This window comes from Streptomyces sp. NBC_00045, assembly GCF_045041095.1.
Lineage (GTDB): Bacteria > Actinomycetota > Actinomycetes > Streptomycetales > Streptomycetaceae > Streptomyces.
Genome location: NZ_CP108271.1, coordinates 5,248,014 through 5,261,820, shown reverse-complemented (window position 1 = coordinate 5,261,820; position 13,807 = coordinate 5,248,014). Strand labels below are relative to the sequence as shown.

Genomic DNA, 13,807 nt, shown 5'->3' with positions numbered 1-13,807 from the left:
CACACTGCCATCCCGCCCACCCCTCACCGCAAGGAGTCCGCCACTCTATGGACAGCACCCCGACCGCCGCCGCCGGCCTGTGGGACCGGCTCACCGGCATACAGACCCCGCCGGCCCTGTGGCTGGTGATCGTGACGGGCGTGGCCGCGCTGACCGCCGTGGGGCTGCGCCCGCTGTGGCGGCTGTCCCGCAACGCCGTGACCATCGCCCACGAGGGCGGCCACGGGCTGATCGCGCTACTGACCGGCCGGCGGCTCGACGGGATCCGGCTGCACACGGACACCAGCGGCGTCACCGTCAGCTGGGGCAAGCCCACCGGGATCGGCATGATCTTGACGGCCGCCGCCGGGTACACGGCGCCCCCGCTGCTCGGGCTCGGCGGGGCGGCGCTGCTGTCGGCGCACCGGATCACGCTGCTGTTGTGGGCGGCCACCGCGCTGCTGCTGGCGATGCTGGTGATGATCCGGAACGCGTACGGCGCCCTGACGGTGGTGCTGACCGGCGGCACGTTCGTCCTGGTCTCCTGGTTCGCCACGGCCGAGGTCCAGGCCGTCTTCGCGTACCTGGTGGTGTGGTTCCTGCTGCTGGGCGGGGTGCGCCCGGTCTTCGAGCTGGGCGCCAAGCGCCGGCACGGCGGGGCTCCGGATTCCGATGCGGACCAGCTGGGGCGGCTCACGCACGTCCACCCGGTGGCCTGGCTGCTGCTCTTCCACGCCGTCGCCCTGTGCTCGCTCATCGGCGGCGGGCGCTGGCTTCTCAACCTCTGAGACCGACCCCCGGCGGCGGCGCGATCAAGATCTGGGCCCGGGGGGAGCCACTAAAGTGGGGGCCATGACCGAGACCCCCGCGCTCCCCGCCCTCTGGCCCGCTCCGCTCGCCGACGGCACCGTCCACGCCACCGTCACCGTGCCCGGGTCGAAGTCGGTCACCAACCGCGCCCTCGTCCTCGCCGCGCTCGCCGCCGAGCCGGGCTGGGTGCGCCGCCCGCTGCGCTCGCGCGACTCCCAGCTGATGTCGGACGCGCTGCGCGCGCTCGGCGTCGGCATCGAGGAGACCGCTTCCTCCAGCTCCGGTGACGGCGCCGGCGGCGAGGCGTGGCGGATCATCCCCGCCGCCCTGCACGGCCCGGCCACCGTCGACGTCGGCAACGCGGGCACGGTCATGCGCTTCCTGCCGCCCGTGGCCACCCTGGCCGCCGGTGACATCCGCTTCGACGGCGACCCGCGCTCGTACGAGCGCCCCCTCGGCCAGGTCATCAGCGCCCTGCGTACCCTCGGCGCCCGGATCGACGACGACGGGCGGGGCGCGCTGCCGCTGACCGTTCAGGGCGGTGGGGCGCTGGAGGGCGGCGTCGTCGAGATCGACGCCTCCAACTCCTCGCAGTTCGTCTCGGCCCTGCTGCTGTCCGCCCCGCGCTTCAACCAGGGCGTCGAGGTCCGGCACGTGGGCACCACCCTGCCGTCGATGCCGCACATCCGGATGACGGTGGAGATGCTGCGCGCGGCGGGCGCCCAGGTCGACACCCCGGAGGCGGGCGGCGAGCCGAACGTGTGGCGGGTCGCGCCGAGCGCGCTGCTGGGCCGCGACATGGTGGTGGAGCCGGACCTGTCGAACGCGCAGCCGTTCATGGCGGCGGCCCTGATCACCGGTGGCACGGTCACGATCCCGGACTGGCCGCGCCGCACGACCCAGCCCGGCGACGAGCTGCGCCGGATCTTCACGGAGATGGGCGGCTCCTGCGAGCTGACCGACGCGGGCCTGGTCTTCACCGGCAGCGGCAAGATCCACGGCATCGACGTGGACCTCGGCGAGGTCGGCGAGCTCACCCCCGGCATCGCGGCCGTCGCCGCGCTGGCCGACTCCCCTTCCACCCTGCGCGGGGTGGCCCACCTGCGCCTGCACGAGACGGACCGGCTGGCGGCGCTGACCACCGAGATCAACCGGCTCGGCGGCGAAGTCACCGAGACCGCCGACGGCCTGCACATCCGTCCGCGCCCGCTGCACGGCGGCGTGTTCCACACGTACGACGACCACCGGATGGCCACCGCGGGCGCGGTGATCGGCCTGGCGGTCGAAGGCGTGCAGATCGAGAACGTGGCGACGACCGCGAAGACCCTGCCGGACTTCCCGAAGATGTGGACCGACATGCTCGGCAAAGCTGCGCCGGTAGCGGGAGCGTAGGGCCCGTCATGCGCAGGTACGGCAAGCACACCGACGAGGACGACATCCGCCAGCGGCCCAACCCCAAGGGCAACCGGCCCCGGACCACCATCCGGCCCAAGCACGAGGACGCGGCCGAGGGCTTCGTCCTGACCGTCGACCGGGGCCGGCTGACCTGCCTGGTCGACGGCCGCACGATCCACGCGATGAAGGCCCGTGAGCTGGGCCGCAAGGCGGCGGTCGTCGGCGACCGGGTCTGGATCGTCGGCGACCTGACCGGGAAGAAGGACACCCTCGCGCGGATCGTGCGGATCGAGGAGCGCAAGTCGGTCCTGCGGCGCACCGCGGACGACGACGACCCGTACGAGCGGGTGGTCGTCGCCAACGCGGACCAGCTGGCGATCGTGACGGCGCTGGCCGACCCGGAGCCGCGGCCGCGGATGATCGACCGCTGTCTGGTGGCCGCGTACGACGCCGGGCTCGAACCGCTGCTCGTGCTCACGAAGTCGGACCTGACCTCCGCGGACAAGATCCTGGAGATCTACTCCACGTTCGGCCTGAACTACGTGGTGACCAACCGCGATGAGCTGGCGAGCGGTGACGCCGCCGACCGGGTGCGCGAGCGCCTGGCCGGCCGGATCACCGCCTTCGTCGGCCACTCGGGCGTCGGCAAGACCACGTTGGTGAACTCGCTGGTCTCCGAAGGCCGCCAGCGCGCCACCGGGCACGTCAACGCGGTGACCGGCCGCGGCCGGCACACCACCACCTCGGCGCTCGCGCTTCCGCTGCCCGCCGGCGACGGCTGGGTCATCGACACCCCGGGCGTGCGCTCGTTCGGCCTGCACCACGTCGACCCGTCCCGGGTGATCCTGGCCTTCCCGGACCTGGTTCCCGGTACCGAGGACTGCCCGCGGGCCTGCAGCCACGACGAACAGGACTGCGCGCTCGACAAGTGGGTGGAGGACGGCCACGCGGATCCGGCGCGCCTGTACTCGCTGCGGCGGCTGCTGCAGACCCGCGAACGCCGCGAAGGCGACTGATCGTCCGGAGGGGTTTGCCGGGTACCGCGTCTGGTAAATGCATAGTCGCACCATGTGACACGACGTCACCTGAGGCGGGGAGGCATGCGCCATGGCGTGGCTGCTGGTGGTCGTCGCGGGGATCCTGGAGACCGGTTTCGCGGTCTGCCTCAAGCTGTCCCACGGGTTCACCCGGCTGTGGCCGACCATCGCCTTCGCCTGCTTCGCCCTGGGCAGCTTCGGCCTGCTGACGCTGGCGTTGAAGAAGCTGGACGTGGGCCCCGCCTACGCGGTGTGGACGGGCATCGGGGCCGCCGGTACGGCCATCTACGGCATGATCTTCCTCGGCGACCTGGTCTCCACCCTCAAACTGGTCTCGATCACGCTGGTCATCCTGGGCGTCATCGGCCTCCAGCTGTCCGGTTCGACTCACTGAGCAGGCGCAGGAGCCGCATCAGCTCACCGAGGCCCGGCTCCTCTCCCGGGGCTATCACGTACGACAGCGCGAGGCGCACGGCGAGCTCGCACCGCTGCGCCCCCTCCCCCGGGGCGAGCGTGGCCGAGGCCCGGTCGCGGACGGCCCGGGCCAGCTCCCCGGGCCCGGGGGCCGGCACTCCGGGCCGCACTCCCTGCCCGGGCGGCACCGGTAAGTTCCCGTCCCAGCAGCCCGTCAGCAGGGCCCGTACGAGGGGCCGCGCGCGGGCCGCCCGTACGGTCCACTCCGCGACCGAGGCGAGACGTTCGGCCACCCCGGCCGGGGAGCGCAGCACCCGGTCCACCCCTTCGAGGTACCAGTCGGCCTCGCGGCGCACCAGGGCCCGGCCCAGGCCGGCCTTGCCGCCGAACTCGTTGTAGAGGGTCTGCCGGGACACCCCGGCGGTGGCTGCCACGTCGACCATCCGCACCGAGGGCCAGGGGCGTGCCAACAGTGCCGCACCCGCAGCTTCCAACAAGGACTCCCGGGCTGCCGGCATGCGCGCCTCCCCGCTCGACTTCCCCGCTCGGCCTTCCCGCCAGAGTTGACGGACCGACAGATCCTGTCAAGGGCGCCTGCCGGTCGCACCGTGGACGGCGTTCGCCGGGTCCGGGGAGTCCCGATACTGTTCGGCCATGCCCGAGTATGACGATGACCTGCGCCTTGCCCTTGAGCTCGCCGACGCGGCGGACACCGCCACGATGCAGCGGTTCCGCGCCCTGGACCTGAAGGTCGAGACGAAGCCGGACATGACCCCGGTGAGCGAGGCGGACAAGGCCGCGGAGGAGGTCGTCCGGGCCGGGATCGAGGCCGCGCGGCCCGCCGACGCCATTCTGGGCGAGGAGTACGGCCTCAAGGGCAGCGGCCCGCGCCGCTGGGTCGTGGACCCGATCGACGGCACGAAGAACTACGTGCGCGGCGTACCCGTCTGGGCGACGCTGATCTCGCTGATGGAGGAGGGCTCCGACGGGGTCTTCCGGCCCGTGGTCGGCGTGGTTTCGGCGCCGGCGCTGGGTCGCCGCTGGTGGGCGGCGCAGGGCGCGGGCGCGTACGCCGGCGGTGCGCTGGGTGGTGCTCCCGTACGGCTCGGCGTCTCGAAGGTGGGCACCCTGGGCGACGCCTCCTTCGCGTACTCCTCGCTGAGCGGCTGGGAGGAGCAGGGCCGCCTGGCCGGGTTCCTGGACCTGACCCGGCAATGCTGGCGCACCCGCGGTTACGGCGACTTCTGGCCGTACATGATGGTCGCCGAGGGCTCGCTGGACCTGTGCGCGGAGCCGGAGCTGAACCTGTGGGACATGGCGGCCATCGCGGTCGTGGTCCAGGAGGCGGGAGGCCGGTTCACCAGCCTGGACGGCGCGCAGGGCGTGCACGGCGGGAATGCGGCCGCCTCGAACGGGCTGTTGCACGAGGAGATGCTGGGGTATTTGCGCCCGCGCGCCTGAGCCGTCGGGTCCCTGCACCCGGACAACCGGGTGCGCCCTCTTGATGACCCTCCGTGTCCATGGGAATCTGAGACTCCTCCGCTTGTGCGCTTGTGAAGTCCTTCTCTAAGTGCGGCGGAGGACTCTCCCCAGGAGGTGGTCCTCTTCATGCTCGTCCGCGACGCCATGAGCACCGTGATCCTCACCCTCGGACCCGCCCACACCCTCCGGCAGGCGGCCAGCCTGATGTCCGGCCGACGCGTCGGCGCAGCCGTCGTCCTCGATCCCGACCACAGCGGGATCGGCATCCTGACCGAACGCGACATCCTCAACTCCCTCGGTGCGGGCCACGATCCCGACCGGGAGTCCGTGGGTGCGCACACCACCAACAACGTGGTGTTCTGCACCCCTCAGGCCACCGTCCAGGAGGCCGCGGAGGCGATGGTCCACGGCGGCTTCCGCCATCTGATCGTGCTGGAGCACGGCGGCCCCGTCGGCATCGTGTCCGTGCGCGACGTCATCCGCTGCTGGGTGCCGGACCGGCGCAGCGCCGTACCCGCGTAAGCCGGAGGGCCGGACCCCGTCCGGGGTCCGGCCCTTCAGCTGTCGACGAGCGGTGGATCAGCCGCGGAGGGCCTGGACCGCGGCCTCCAGCCGCTTGCCGAAGTCACCGTCCGCCTGACGGAAGTTGTCGATCGCGCGCTCGGCGAGGTCGTCACGGGAGACCTTGGCGATGAAGCCGGAAAGATTCTCGATCAGACGGGACTTCTCGTCCTGCGGCATCAGCCGGTAGAGGTTGCCGGCCTGGACGAAGTCGCTGTCCTCGGAGTGCACCGGGGCGGCGTGGTTGCCCGTGCCGCCCGACACCGGGACGGACTGCCACAGCGGGCGGTCGGTCTGGTGCGGGCCGCCGAAGCTGTTCGGCTCGTAGTTCTTCGCACCCTTGTGGCGACCGTCGTACAGGAAGCCGTCACGGGAGTTGGTGCGCGCCTCGGTGGCGTGCGGGCGGTTCACCGGCAGGTGGTCGGCGTTGATGCCGACGCGGTAGCGGTGGGCGTCGCCGTACGCGAAGAGGCGGCCCTGGAGCATCTTGTCCGGGGACGGACCTATGCCGGGGACGAAGTGGGCCGGGCTGAAGATGCTCTGCTCGACCTCGGCGAAGACGTTCTCCGGGTTGCGGTTGAGCTCCAGCTTGCCGATCTCGATCGGCGGGTAGTCCTCGTGCGGCCACACCTTGGTGAGGTCGAACGGGTTGAAGCGGTACTCGGTCGCGTCGGCCGCGGGCATGATCTGGACCTGCACGGTCCAGGTCGGGAAGTCGCCGCGCTCGATGGACTCGCGCAGGTCGCGCTGGTGCGAGTCGGGGTCCTCACCGGCGAGCTTGTTGGCCTCGGCCTGGGTGAGGTTCTTGATGCCCTGGTCGGTCTTGAAGTGGTACTTGACCCAGAACACCTCGCCGGCCTCGTTGTTCCACTGGAACGTGTGCGAGCCGTAGCCGTTCATGTGGCGGTAGGACGCCGGTATGCCGCGGTCGCCGAACAGCCAGGTCACCTGGTGGGTGGACTCGGGCGAGAGGCCCCAGAAGTCCCAGACGTTGTCCGCCTCCTGCGAGCCGGTGTACGGGTCGCGCTTCTGGGTGTGGATGAAGTCCGGGAACTTGATGGCGTCCTTGATGAAGAACACCGGGGTGTTGTTGCCGACGAGGTCGTAGTTGCCCTCTTCGGTGTAGAACTTCAGCGCCCAGCCGCGGGGGTCGCGCACCGCGTCGGCCGCGCCGAGGTTGCCCGCGACGGTGGAGAAGCGCAGGAACGTCTCGGTCTGCTTGCCGACCTCGGACAAGAACTTCGCCCGGGTCCACTGCGAGACGTCACGGGTGAGGGTGAAGGTGCCGTACGCGCCGGCTCCGCGGGCGTGCACCACGCGCTCCGGGATGCGCTCGCGGTTGAAGTGCGCCAGCTTCTCAAGGAGCAGCTGGTCCTGGACCAGGACGGGCCCTCCGACGCCGGCCGTCTCGCTGTTCTGGTTGTCGGCGACCGGAGCCCCGGCCTCCGTGGTGAGCGGTCCCTGCGTCACGTGCGCCTCCTGCGTCATTCCTGCCATGTGCCTGTCCTTGGCCCTGTCGTCTACTGCACTCGATCCTACGATGGACTTTGTCTAAGTCAAGTAAGGTTCCAACTCCACACACGTTCGGGAGTTACACCCATTCCCCGCGCTGTTAGGCTGGTGTCCATGAGTGACCTGCTGGAACGACTTCGCGGACGCGGATGGCGCATGACCGCACAGCGGCGTGTCGTGGCCGAGGTGCTCGACGGTGACCACGTTCACCTGACGGCCGACGAGGTGCATGCGCGCGCGGTGGACAAGCTGCCGGAGATCTCGCGCGCCACCGTCTACAACACGCTGGGTGAGCTCGTGTCCCTCGGCGAGGTGCTGGAGGTCTCCACGGACCGCCGGGCCAAGCGGTACGACCCCAACGCCCACCAGCCCCACCAGCACCTGGTCTGCGCCCAGTGCGGCGCGATCCGCGACGTGCACCCGTCGGGGAACCCGCTGGCCGACCTCCCGGACGCGGAGCGCTTCGGCTTCGTGGTGTCGGCGGTCGAGGTGACGTACCGCGGGCTGTGCCCGTCCTGCGCGGGGGCGTGACGAACCAGCGAAGCGGAGGGCCCGGGAACGATGTTCCCGGGCCCTCCGCTTCGTTGCACTTCGTTCGCGTAAACGACTGAAGGCCCGGATCCAGAGGATCCGGGCCTTCAGCCTTCAGTAGCGGGGACAGGATTTGAACCTGCGACCTCTGGGTTATGAGCCCAGCGAGCTACCGAGCTGCTCCACCCCGCGTCGGTAAACACGACTTTACGTGACGCCCCCGCACAGATGCAAATCGCTTAACGATGGGCCCCGCAGACCCCTGCGCCCCGCCGGCCGGGGGTCAGGGGCCAGGGCCCCCGGGGGTCAGGCGGAGAGTTCCTCCGCGAGGGCCTCGCGGAGGCGGGCGGCGCGCTCGGAGACCTCCGCCGGCCCCAGCTCCATGGCCCGGACGCACCACTTCTGCCCCTCGGCCAGGTCCCCGTGCCGGGCGGCCAGCAGCCCCAGCCGCAGCGCCGCCCGGCCGTGGCCGGCCACCGCGGCCCGGGTCCACCACAGTGCGGCCTCCGGCTCGTTCCCTTCCCGCGCCAGCAGCAGCCCGAGGTTGAAGGCCCCGTTCCGGGACCCGGCCTCGGCCGCCTCCCGGTACCACCGGGCCGCGACCGCCAGATCGCCCCGCGCGGCGGCGAGCATCCCGACCCGCACCTGGGCGCGCCGGTGCCCCAGCTCCGCGGCCCGCTCGTACCATTCCTCGCTCTCGCTGCGCCCGGCCCCGCCGACCGGCTCGCCCAGCGCCACCGGCTCCGGCGGCGGAGCCAGCGACTCCAGCAGAGCGGCCAGCCGGAACGCCGCCTCCGCGCTGCCGCCGCCCGCGGCGCAGCGCAGGTGCCGCTCGGCCGCGCGGTCCTCGCCGTCGCGGACCAGCGCGATCCCGACCTGGAGCGCCGCGTCGGTGTGGCCGGCCGACGCGGCCCGCTCGTACCACTTCAGCGCCGTCCGGTCGTCGTCCCGGCTCGCGAACAGGATGCCGAGGTTGAACGCGGCGTCGACGCTGCCCGCCTCGGCCGCCTTCGAGAACCACGGCTCGGCCCCGGCCGCGTCGCCGACCTGGAGCAGCATGATGGCGAGGGCGTTGGCGGCCTCCCGGTGGCCGGCGTAGGCGGCGCGCCGGTACCACTGCTCGGCCTGGGCGGTCCGCTCCTGTGCGGCGCACAGCAAAGCAAGGTTGTACGCCCCGTTCTGGTCGCCCGCGTCCATGGCGGTCCGGTACCACTTCTCCGCGGTCTGGGTCTCGCCCCGCGCGGCGTGCAGCGCCCCCAGGGCGTTGGCGGCGTTCCCGTCGCCGTCCTGTGCGGCCCGGTTCCACCACGCGACGGCGCTCTCCTCGTCGCCGGCGTCGCGCAGCAGGAAGCCGAGCGCGCACGCGGCGCGCGCCTCGCCCTGCTTGGCGGAGGTCAGGTACCAGCGCCCGGCCTCCTTGAGCTCGCCGCGCGCCTCCAGGAGGGCGCCCAGGTGCAGTGCGGCCTGCCGGTGCCCGCGCGCGGCGGCCTGCCGGTACCACTGCTCGGCCTCTGCGGGGTCGCCCTTGCGCAGGTGCCGGGCCAGCCGGTAGGCGGCTTCGCGGTGCCCCTGCTCGGCCGCCTGCCGCAGCCAGCGCTCGACACCCTTGTCGCCGCGGTGCTCCAGCAGCTCGGCGAGCCCGTACGCGCCGAGGGCATGGCCGGATTCCGCTGCCTGGCGGAGCCAGTACTCGGCGGCGGGCTCGTCCCCGCGCTCGCGGAAGTGGCGGCCCAGCGCATGTGCGGCCGGCGCGGATCCGGCCACGGCGGCGACGCGCCACCAGCCGGCGGCCTCCTCGGGGTAGCCCCGTTGGAGCAGCAGCACTCCCAGGTTGTTGGCGGCGGCGCGGTCCCCCTCCGCGGTGGCGCCGCGCAGGTACGGCTCCGCGCCGGCCAGGTCGCCGCGGCGCAGCAGCAGCGCCCCGAGCACGCTCATCGCGCCCGGGTCCCCCCGGTCGGCCGCGACCCGGTGCCGTGCCTCCAGCTCGGTGTCGCTCGCCGGGTCGGTCTCGGCGAACATTTCCTCCGCGAAATCCGCATCGGTCAGTGCGGTCTGCGCGTTAACGACCGGAGCCTCCTCGTTGGCCTCTGCGCCCGATTCGACTTCCGCCCTCACAAACCGCCCTGTCTCCAGCAGAGTTGACCTGTCCCCCATAAATCCCATCGTCGCATCACCTGCTACCCGCGTACACCTGGTATGTCGCAGCCTGTGAGGTCACTACAGCGTTTTGTCGACATGCCCACAGAGAGATAAGTCAAACACGGTCCCGCCCCAACTCACCCGTCTCAGCTACCTCATGGCCCCGCGTGTCCCCCCTGGACATGACGAAGGCCCGGATCCCATGGATCCGGGCCTTCATCTTCAGTAGCGGGGACAGGATTTGAACCTGCGACCTCTGGGTTATGAGCCCAGCGAGCTACCGAGCTGCTCCACCCCGCGTCGGTGAAACCACAGTATCACGACGCGGGACTGAGCCATTACTCCTTATCCAGCCGGCTTCGGGGCGGTCAGCTTCGCCTCCGCGTCGATCGCCCGCTGCAGCGCCGCCTTGATGTCGTCCTGCGCCTTGCCGAAGGCCGTCCAGTCGCCGGACTGACGGGCCTTGTCGGCCGCCTCGATCGCCTTCCTGGCATCGTCGAGCGCCGCCTTGACCGTCGGGTCCGTGGCGGTCGGGGGCGTGGTGGTGCCCTCGCCCGGCGGGGTCACCGGAGTCGTCGGCACGGTCGGCGCCTCGGCCCCGAAGACCACGTTCAGCGCCTTCTCCAGGCTGTCCTCGAACGCGGTCTGGTTGCCGTACGTCACCAGCACCTTGCGCAGCAGCGGGTACTTCAGGTTCGAGCTGCGCACGTACACCGGCTCCACGTACAGCATTCCGCCGTCGAGCGGCACCGCGAGCAGATTGCCGTACTCGACTTCCGAGTCGCCGCCGCGCAGCAGCCTGATCGATTCAGCGATCTTCGGTTCCGACTGGAACTTGCTCTGCACCTGCTTGGGGCCGTCGACCGGCTTGCTCGTCGGCAGCTTCAGGATTCTGATCTTGCCGTAGTCCTGGGTGCCCGGATCGGCGTTGACCGCCATGAAGGCGCTCAGGTTGTCCCGCTCGTTCGGCGTGAACGTCGTCGTGAGCGAGAAGACCTGGTCCTTCTCCTTCTGGTCCGGCATCTTCATCGACAGGTAGTACGGCGGGACCGCCGTGCCGGCCTTGGTCGTCGGGTCGTCCGGGACGGCCCAGGCCTCACTGCCGCTGAGGAAGGTCTGCGGGTCCGTGACGTGGTACCGGGTGAGCAGCTCGCGCTGGACCTTGAAGAGGTCCTGCGGGTAGCGCAGGTGGTCCATGAGCGGCTTGGAGATCTCGCTCTTGGGCTTGACCGTCCCCGGGAACGCCTTCATCCAGGTCTTCAGGACCGGGTCCTCGGTGTCCCACTGGTACAGACTGACCGTGCCGTCGTAGGCGTCGACCGTGGCCTTGACCGAATTGCGGATGTAGTTGACCTGGTTCTCCTGCGCCACCACCGCGCGCTGGCTGTTGGTCAGTGAGTCCGCGGTGCTCTGGCCCAGCGTGGTGCGCGAGGCGTACGGGTAGCCGTTCGTCGTCGTGTACGCGTCGACGATCCACTTGATCCGGCCGTCCACGACCGCCGGGTACGGGGCGCCGTCGATGGTCAGCCACGGGGCGACCGCCTCGACGCGCTCCTTGGGCGTGCGGTGGTACAGGATCCGCGAGCCGTCGCCGATGGCGCCGGAGTAGAGGATCTGCGGCTCGCTGAACGCGAGCGCGTACGCCGCCCGGTTGACCGGGTTGTCGAGGTTGACGCCGGAGCCGCCCTTGTAGCTCGTCTCCTTCTCGCCCTTGTCGTCCGAGTAGTCGAGCTCCTTCTGCGGTCCGCCGACGATCGAGTACTGCTTCGTCTGCTCGCCGTAGTAGATGCGCTGCTCGAAGTCCGTGCCGAACATCCCCTTGGAGGGCAGGTCGGACTGGGTGAAGTCGGGGGCACCGTCCTTGACGGTGGTGCCCTTGGCGGCGACCACGCCGTAGCCGTGCGTGTACTTGAAGTGGTCGTTGATCCAGTTGTTCTTCGGGATGCCGCCGATGTTCAGCTCGCGCAGCCCGATGACCGTGTCCTGGCCGCTGTACCGGTCCACGGCGAGCGTGGACGGGAAGCCGTAGTAGCCCTTGACCTGCTGGAGCTGCTGGAACGCCGGCGAGACGATGTTCGGGTCGAGGAGCCGGACGCTGGCCGTGGTGTCGGCCGCCTGCCGCAGCTTGGTCTTGTCCTCGGTCTGCGGGACGCCCGGGTAGTCCTTCACCTCGGAGCGGTCGATCCCGTAGGCGTCACGCGTCGCCTTGATGTTCTTCTCGACGTACGGCGATTCCTTGGCCTGCTCGTTCGGCTGGACCTGGAACTTCTGCACGATCGCCGGGTACAGCCCCCCGATCAGGATCGCCGAGAGCACCATCAGGCCGAAGCCGATGACCGGCAGCTGCCAGGTGCGGCGCCACAGCGTCGCGAAGAAGAGCACGGCGCAGATGGCCGCGATGGCGACGAGGATCGTCTTCGCCGGCAGGTACGCGTTCGCGTCGACGTAGCGCAGGCCGGTCCAGTTGTCCGCGGCCTTGAAGTCGCTGGACTTCACGGCGAGGCCGTACCGGTCGAGCCAGTACGCCACGGCCTTCAGCGTCACGAAGAGGCCGAGCAGCACCGACAGGTGTCCGGTCGCCGCCGCGGTGGCCCGGGCGCCCGGGCTCGTCACGCGCAGGCCGCCGTACAGGTAGTGGACGACGACCGCGGCGATCACCGACAGCACGACCGCGGCGAAGCCGAAGCCGAGCAGGAAGCGGTACCAGGGCAGGTCGAAGGTGTAGAACGACACGTCCAGATGGAACTGGGGGTCCTTCTGCCCGAAGGGCACCCCGTTCACGTACATCAGCCAGGTTTTCCACTGGCCGGCCGCCGAGGCGCCCGCGATCATGCCGACGAGCGCCGCGATCCCGAGGAGCAGCCACGTCTTGTACGGGGCGACGCTCATCCGGTAGCGGTCGAGGCTCTGCTGCTCCATGGACATCGCGGACAGCGGCGGCCGCAGCCGGTACGCCAGCCAGATGTTCAGGCCGACGGCACCCGCCATCAGCAGGCCGAAGACGGCGAAGAGGCCGATCTTGGTCCACAGGGTGGTGGTGAAGACGGTGGAGTACTTCACGGAGCGGAACCAGAGCCAGTCCGTCCAGAAGCCCGCGAACATGACGAACGCCATGCCCAGGACGGCCAGTACGCCCAAGGTCATCAGAAGAGTGCGGGCACGCCGGGAGGGGCGGCCGACTCTCATCCGTGGCCCGGAAGGGCCTCCGCCGCGGTCCGGCATCTGGAAAGCCAAGGTGCGCACCTCGAAAGTCGCTGAGTGTCGTGCTGGACATTTCAAAAGCTGGGCCCCCGATCGTAGGGCCCACTGATTCAACTTACTGAGGCTTTAGTCGGTTCCCGGTGTCGGGTGGAAAGGAGGCAGGATGTAGTCCATGTCCAACGTTTCTCCTTCCCCCGGCACGCCGATGGCGGCCACTCCCCTGACGCGTGCCGTCCTTGAGATCGACGAGTACGCCTCCTCCCTCGGCTGGGACAAGCCCGCCCGGCTGTTCGCGCTCGTCGACACCGCCAAGCTCCGCAAGTCGGAGCCGCGGCTCGCAGGCCAGCTCGGCCTCGACCAGGACGACGCGGGCAAGAGCCAGCTCACCCCGATCGAGCAGGACGAGGTGCCCAAGGGCACGCCGCTGGACAAGTTCCTGGGAACCATCGCCTGGCCCAAGGCGATCGTCGGCTGCGCGCTGACGGTGGAACGGCTGATGCTGCCGCCGTCCGCGGAGGCCTCCGTACCGGAGGGGCTCAGCGACAAGCAGCTGGCCAAGTGGGTCGCCACTCACCCGGACCGGCAGGAGGTGCGGCTGACCGTGGGCGTGCTGCGCGACGGCTCCCGGGAGTCCGCGGTACGGCTGCGCGAGAAGGACTCCTCGACCGAGGTCCTGACCGGCGCGAGCCTGGTGCCGGGCCTGGCCGAGGCGCTGGCCGCGACGTTCCTGGACTGACCGGCCCGGG

At 70.7% G+C, this 13,807-nt stretch carries 12 protein-coding genes and 2 tRNA genes; 8 read left to right on the top strand and 6 right to left on the bottom strand.

Annotated features, from left to right (window positions below; translation table 11 throughout):
* The first annotated feature begins 47 nt into the window (after window positions 1-47).
* The 4 genes from OHA65_RS24805 to OHA65_RS24790 all read left to right on the top strand — a co-directional run bounded on the left by OHA65_RS24805 (window position 48) and on the right by OHA65_RS24790 (window position 3,615).
* Window positions 48-767 carry a M50 family metallopeptidase gene (locus tag OHA65_RS24805; protein WP_327285321.1) on the top strand — a complete coding sequence of 240 codons (720 nt, stop codon included), beginning with the start codon at window positions 48-50 and terminating at the stop codon, window positions 765-767.
* Window positions 768-831: 64 nt separating this feature from the next.
* On the top strand, window positions 832-2,181 hold the full coding sequence (aroA, locus tag OHA65_RS24800) for a 3-phosphoshikimate 1-carboxyvinyltransferase (protein WP_327285320.1): 1,350 nt from the start codon (window positions 832-834) through the stop codon (window positions 2,179-2,181).
* Between the two features lie 8 nt (window positions 2,182-2,189).
* Entirely contained in the window at window positions 2,190-3,200 is a 1,011-nt protein-coding gene (gene rsgA, locus OHA65_RS24795; RefSeq protein WP_327285319.1) for a ribosome small subunit-dependent GTPase A, read from the top strand.
* Between the two features lie 91 nt (window positions 3,201-3,291).
* The gene (locus OHA65_RS24790; RefSeq protein ID WP_327285318.1) at window positions 3,292-3,615 is read left to right on the top strand and encodes a multidrug efflux SMR transporter; all 324 of its coding nucleotides are present in this window, start codon (window positions 3,292-3,294) and stop codon (window positions 3,613-3,615) included.
* Here the strand turns inward: OHA65_RS24790 and OHA65_RS24785 are convergent.
* On the bottom strand, window positions 3,581-4,153 hold the full coding sequence (locus OHA65_RS24785; protein ID WP_327285317.1) for a TetR/AcrR family transcriptional regulator: 573 nt from the start codon (window positions 4,151-4,153) through the stop codon (window positions 3,581-3,583). The two genes, OHA65_RS24790 and OHA65_RS24785, sit on opposite strands and share 35 nt — an antisense overlap.
* Before the next feature lie 136 nt (window positions 4,154-4,289).
* Between OHA65_RS24785 and hisN the strand changes: the two genes are divergently transcribed.
* Window positions 4,290-5,096 (top strand): histidinol-phosphatase, encoded by an 807-nt coding sequence (hisN, locus tag OHA65_RS24780; RefSeq protein ID WP_327285316.1) that lies wholly within the window; start codon window positions 4,290-4,292, stop codon window positions 5,094-5,096.
* A 147-nt stretch (window positions 5,097-5,243) separates the two neighbouring features.
* Window positions 5,244-5,639 carry a CBS domain-containing protein gene (locus OHA65_RS24775; protein ID WP_327285315.1) on the top strand — a complete coding sequence of 132 codons (396 nt, stop codon included), beginning with the start codon at window positions 5,244-5,246 and terminating at the stop codon, window positions 5,637-5,639.
* Window positions 5,640-5,696: 57 nt separating this feature from the next.
* Here OHA65_RS24775 and OHA65_RS24770 read toward each other — a convergent pair whose 3' ends face one another.
* Window positions 5,697-7,166: a catalase gene (locus OHA65_RS24770; protein ID WP_327285772.1), complete on the bottom strand. Its 1,470-nt coding sequence runs from the start codon at window positions 7,164-7,166 to the stop codon at window positions 5,697-5,699.
* A 138-nt stretch (window positions 7,167-7,304) separates the two neighbouring features.
* On the opposite strand from OHA65_RS24770, the gene OHA65_RS24765 reads away from it, so the two are divergent.
* Complete coding sequence (locus OHA65_RS24765; protein ID WP_053784599.1) at window positions 7,305-7,721, top strand: Fur family transcriptional regulator; 417 nt, start codon at window positions 7,305-7,307, stop codon at window positions 7,719-7,721.
* A gap of 118 nt (window positions 7,722-7,839) precedes the next feature.
* On the opposite strand, the gene OHA65_RS24760 is transcribed toward OHA65_RS24765, so the two are convergent.
* From OHA65_RS24760 to OHA65_RS24745, 4 genes are all read right to left on the bottom strand, one after another.
* Window positions 7,840-7,913, bottom strand: a tRNA-Met gene (locus OHA65_RS24760).
* Between the two features lie 114 nt (window positions 7,914-8,027).
* On the bottom strand, window positions 8,028-9,884 hold the full coding sequence (locus tag OHA65_RS24755; protein WP_327285314.1) for a tetratricopeptide repeat protein: 1,857 nt from the start codon (window positions 9,882-9,884) through the stop codon (window positions 8,028-8,030).
* Window positions 9,885-10,086: 202 nt separating this feature from the next.
* Window positions 10,087-10,160: transfer RNA gene (locus OHA65_RS24750), tRNA-Met, on the bottom strand.
* Between the two features lie 45 nt (window positions 10,161-10,205).
* On the bottom strand, window positions 10,206-13,082 hold the full coding sequence (locus tag OHA65_RS24745; RefSeq protein ID WP_327285771.1) for a UPF0182 family protein: 2,877 nt from the start codon (window positions 13,080-13,082) through the stop codon (window positions 10,206-10,208).
* 151 nt (window positions 13,083-13,233) lie between these two features.
* On the opposite strand from OHA65_RS24745, the gene OHA65_RS24740 reads away from it, so the two are divergent.
* The gene (locus tag OHA65_RS24740; protein ID WP_327285313.1) at window positions 13,234-13,797 is read left to right on the top strand and encodes a PPA1309 family protein; all 564 of its coding nucleotides are present in this window, start codon (window positions 13,234-13,236) and stop codon (window positions 13,795-13,797) included.
* Window positions 13,798-13,807 lie beyond the last annotated feature (10 nt).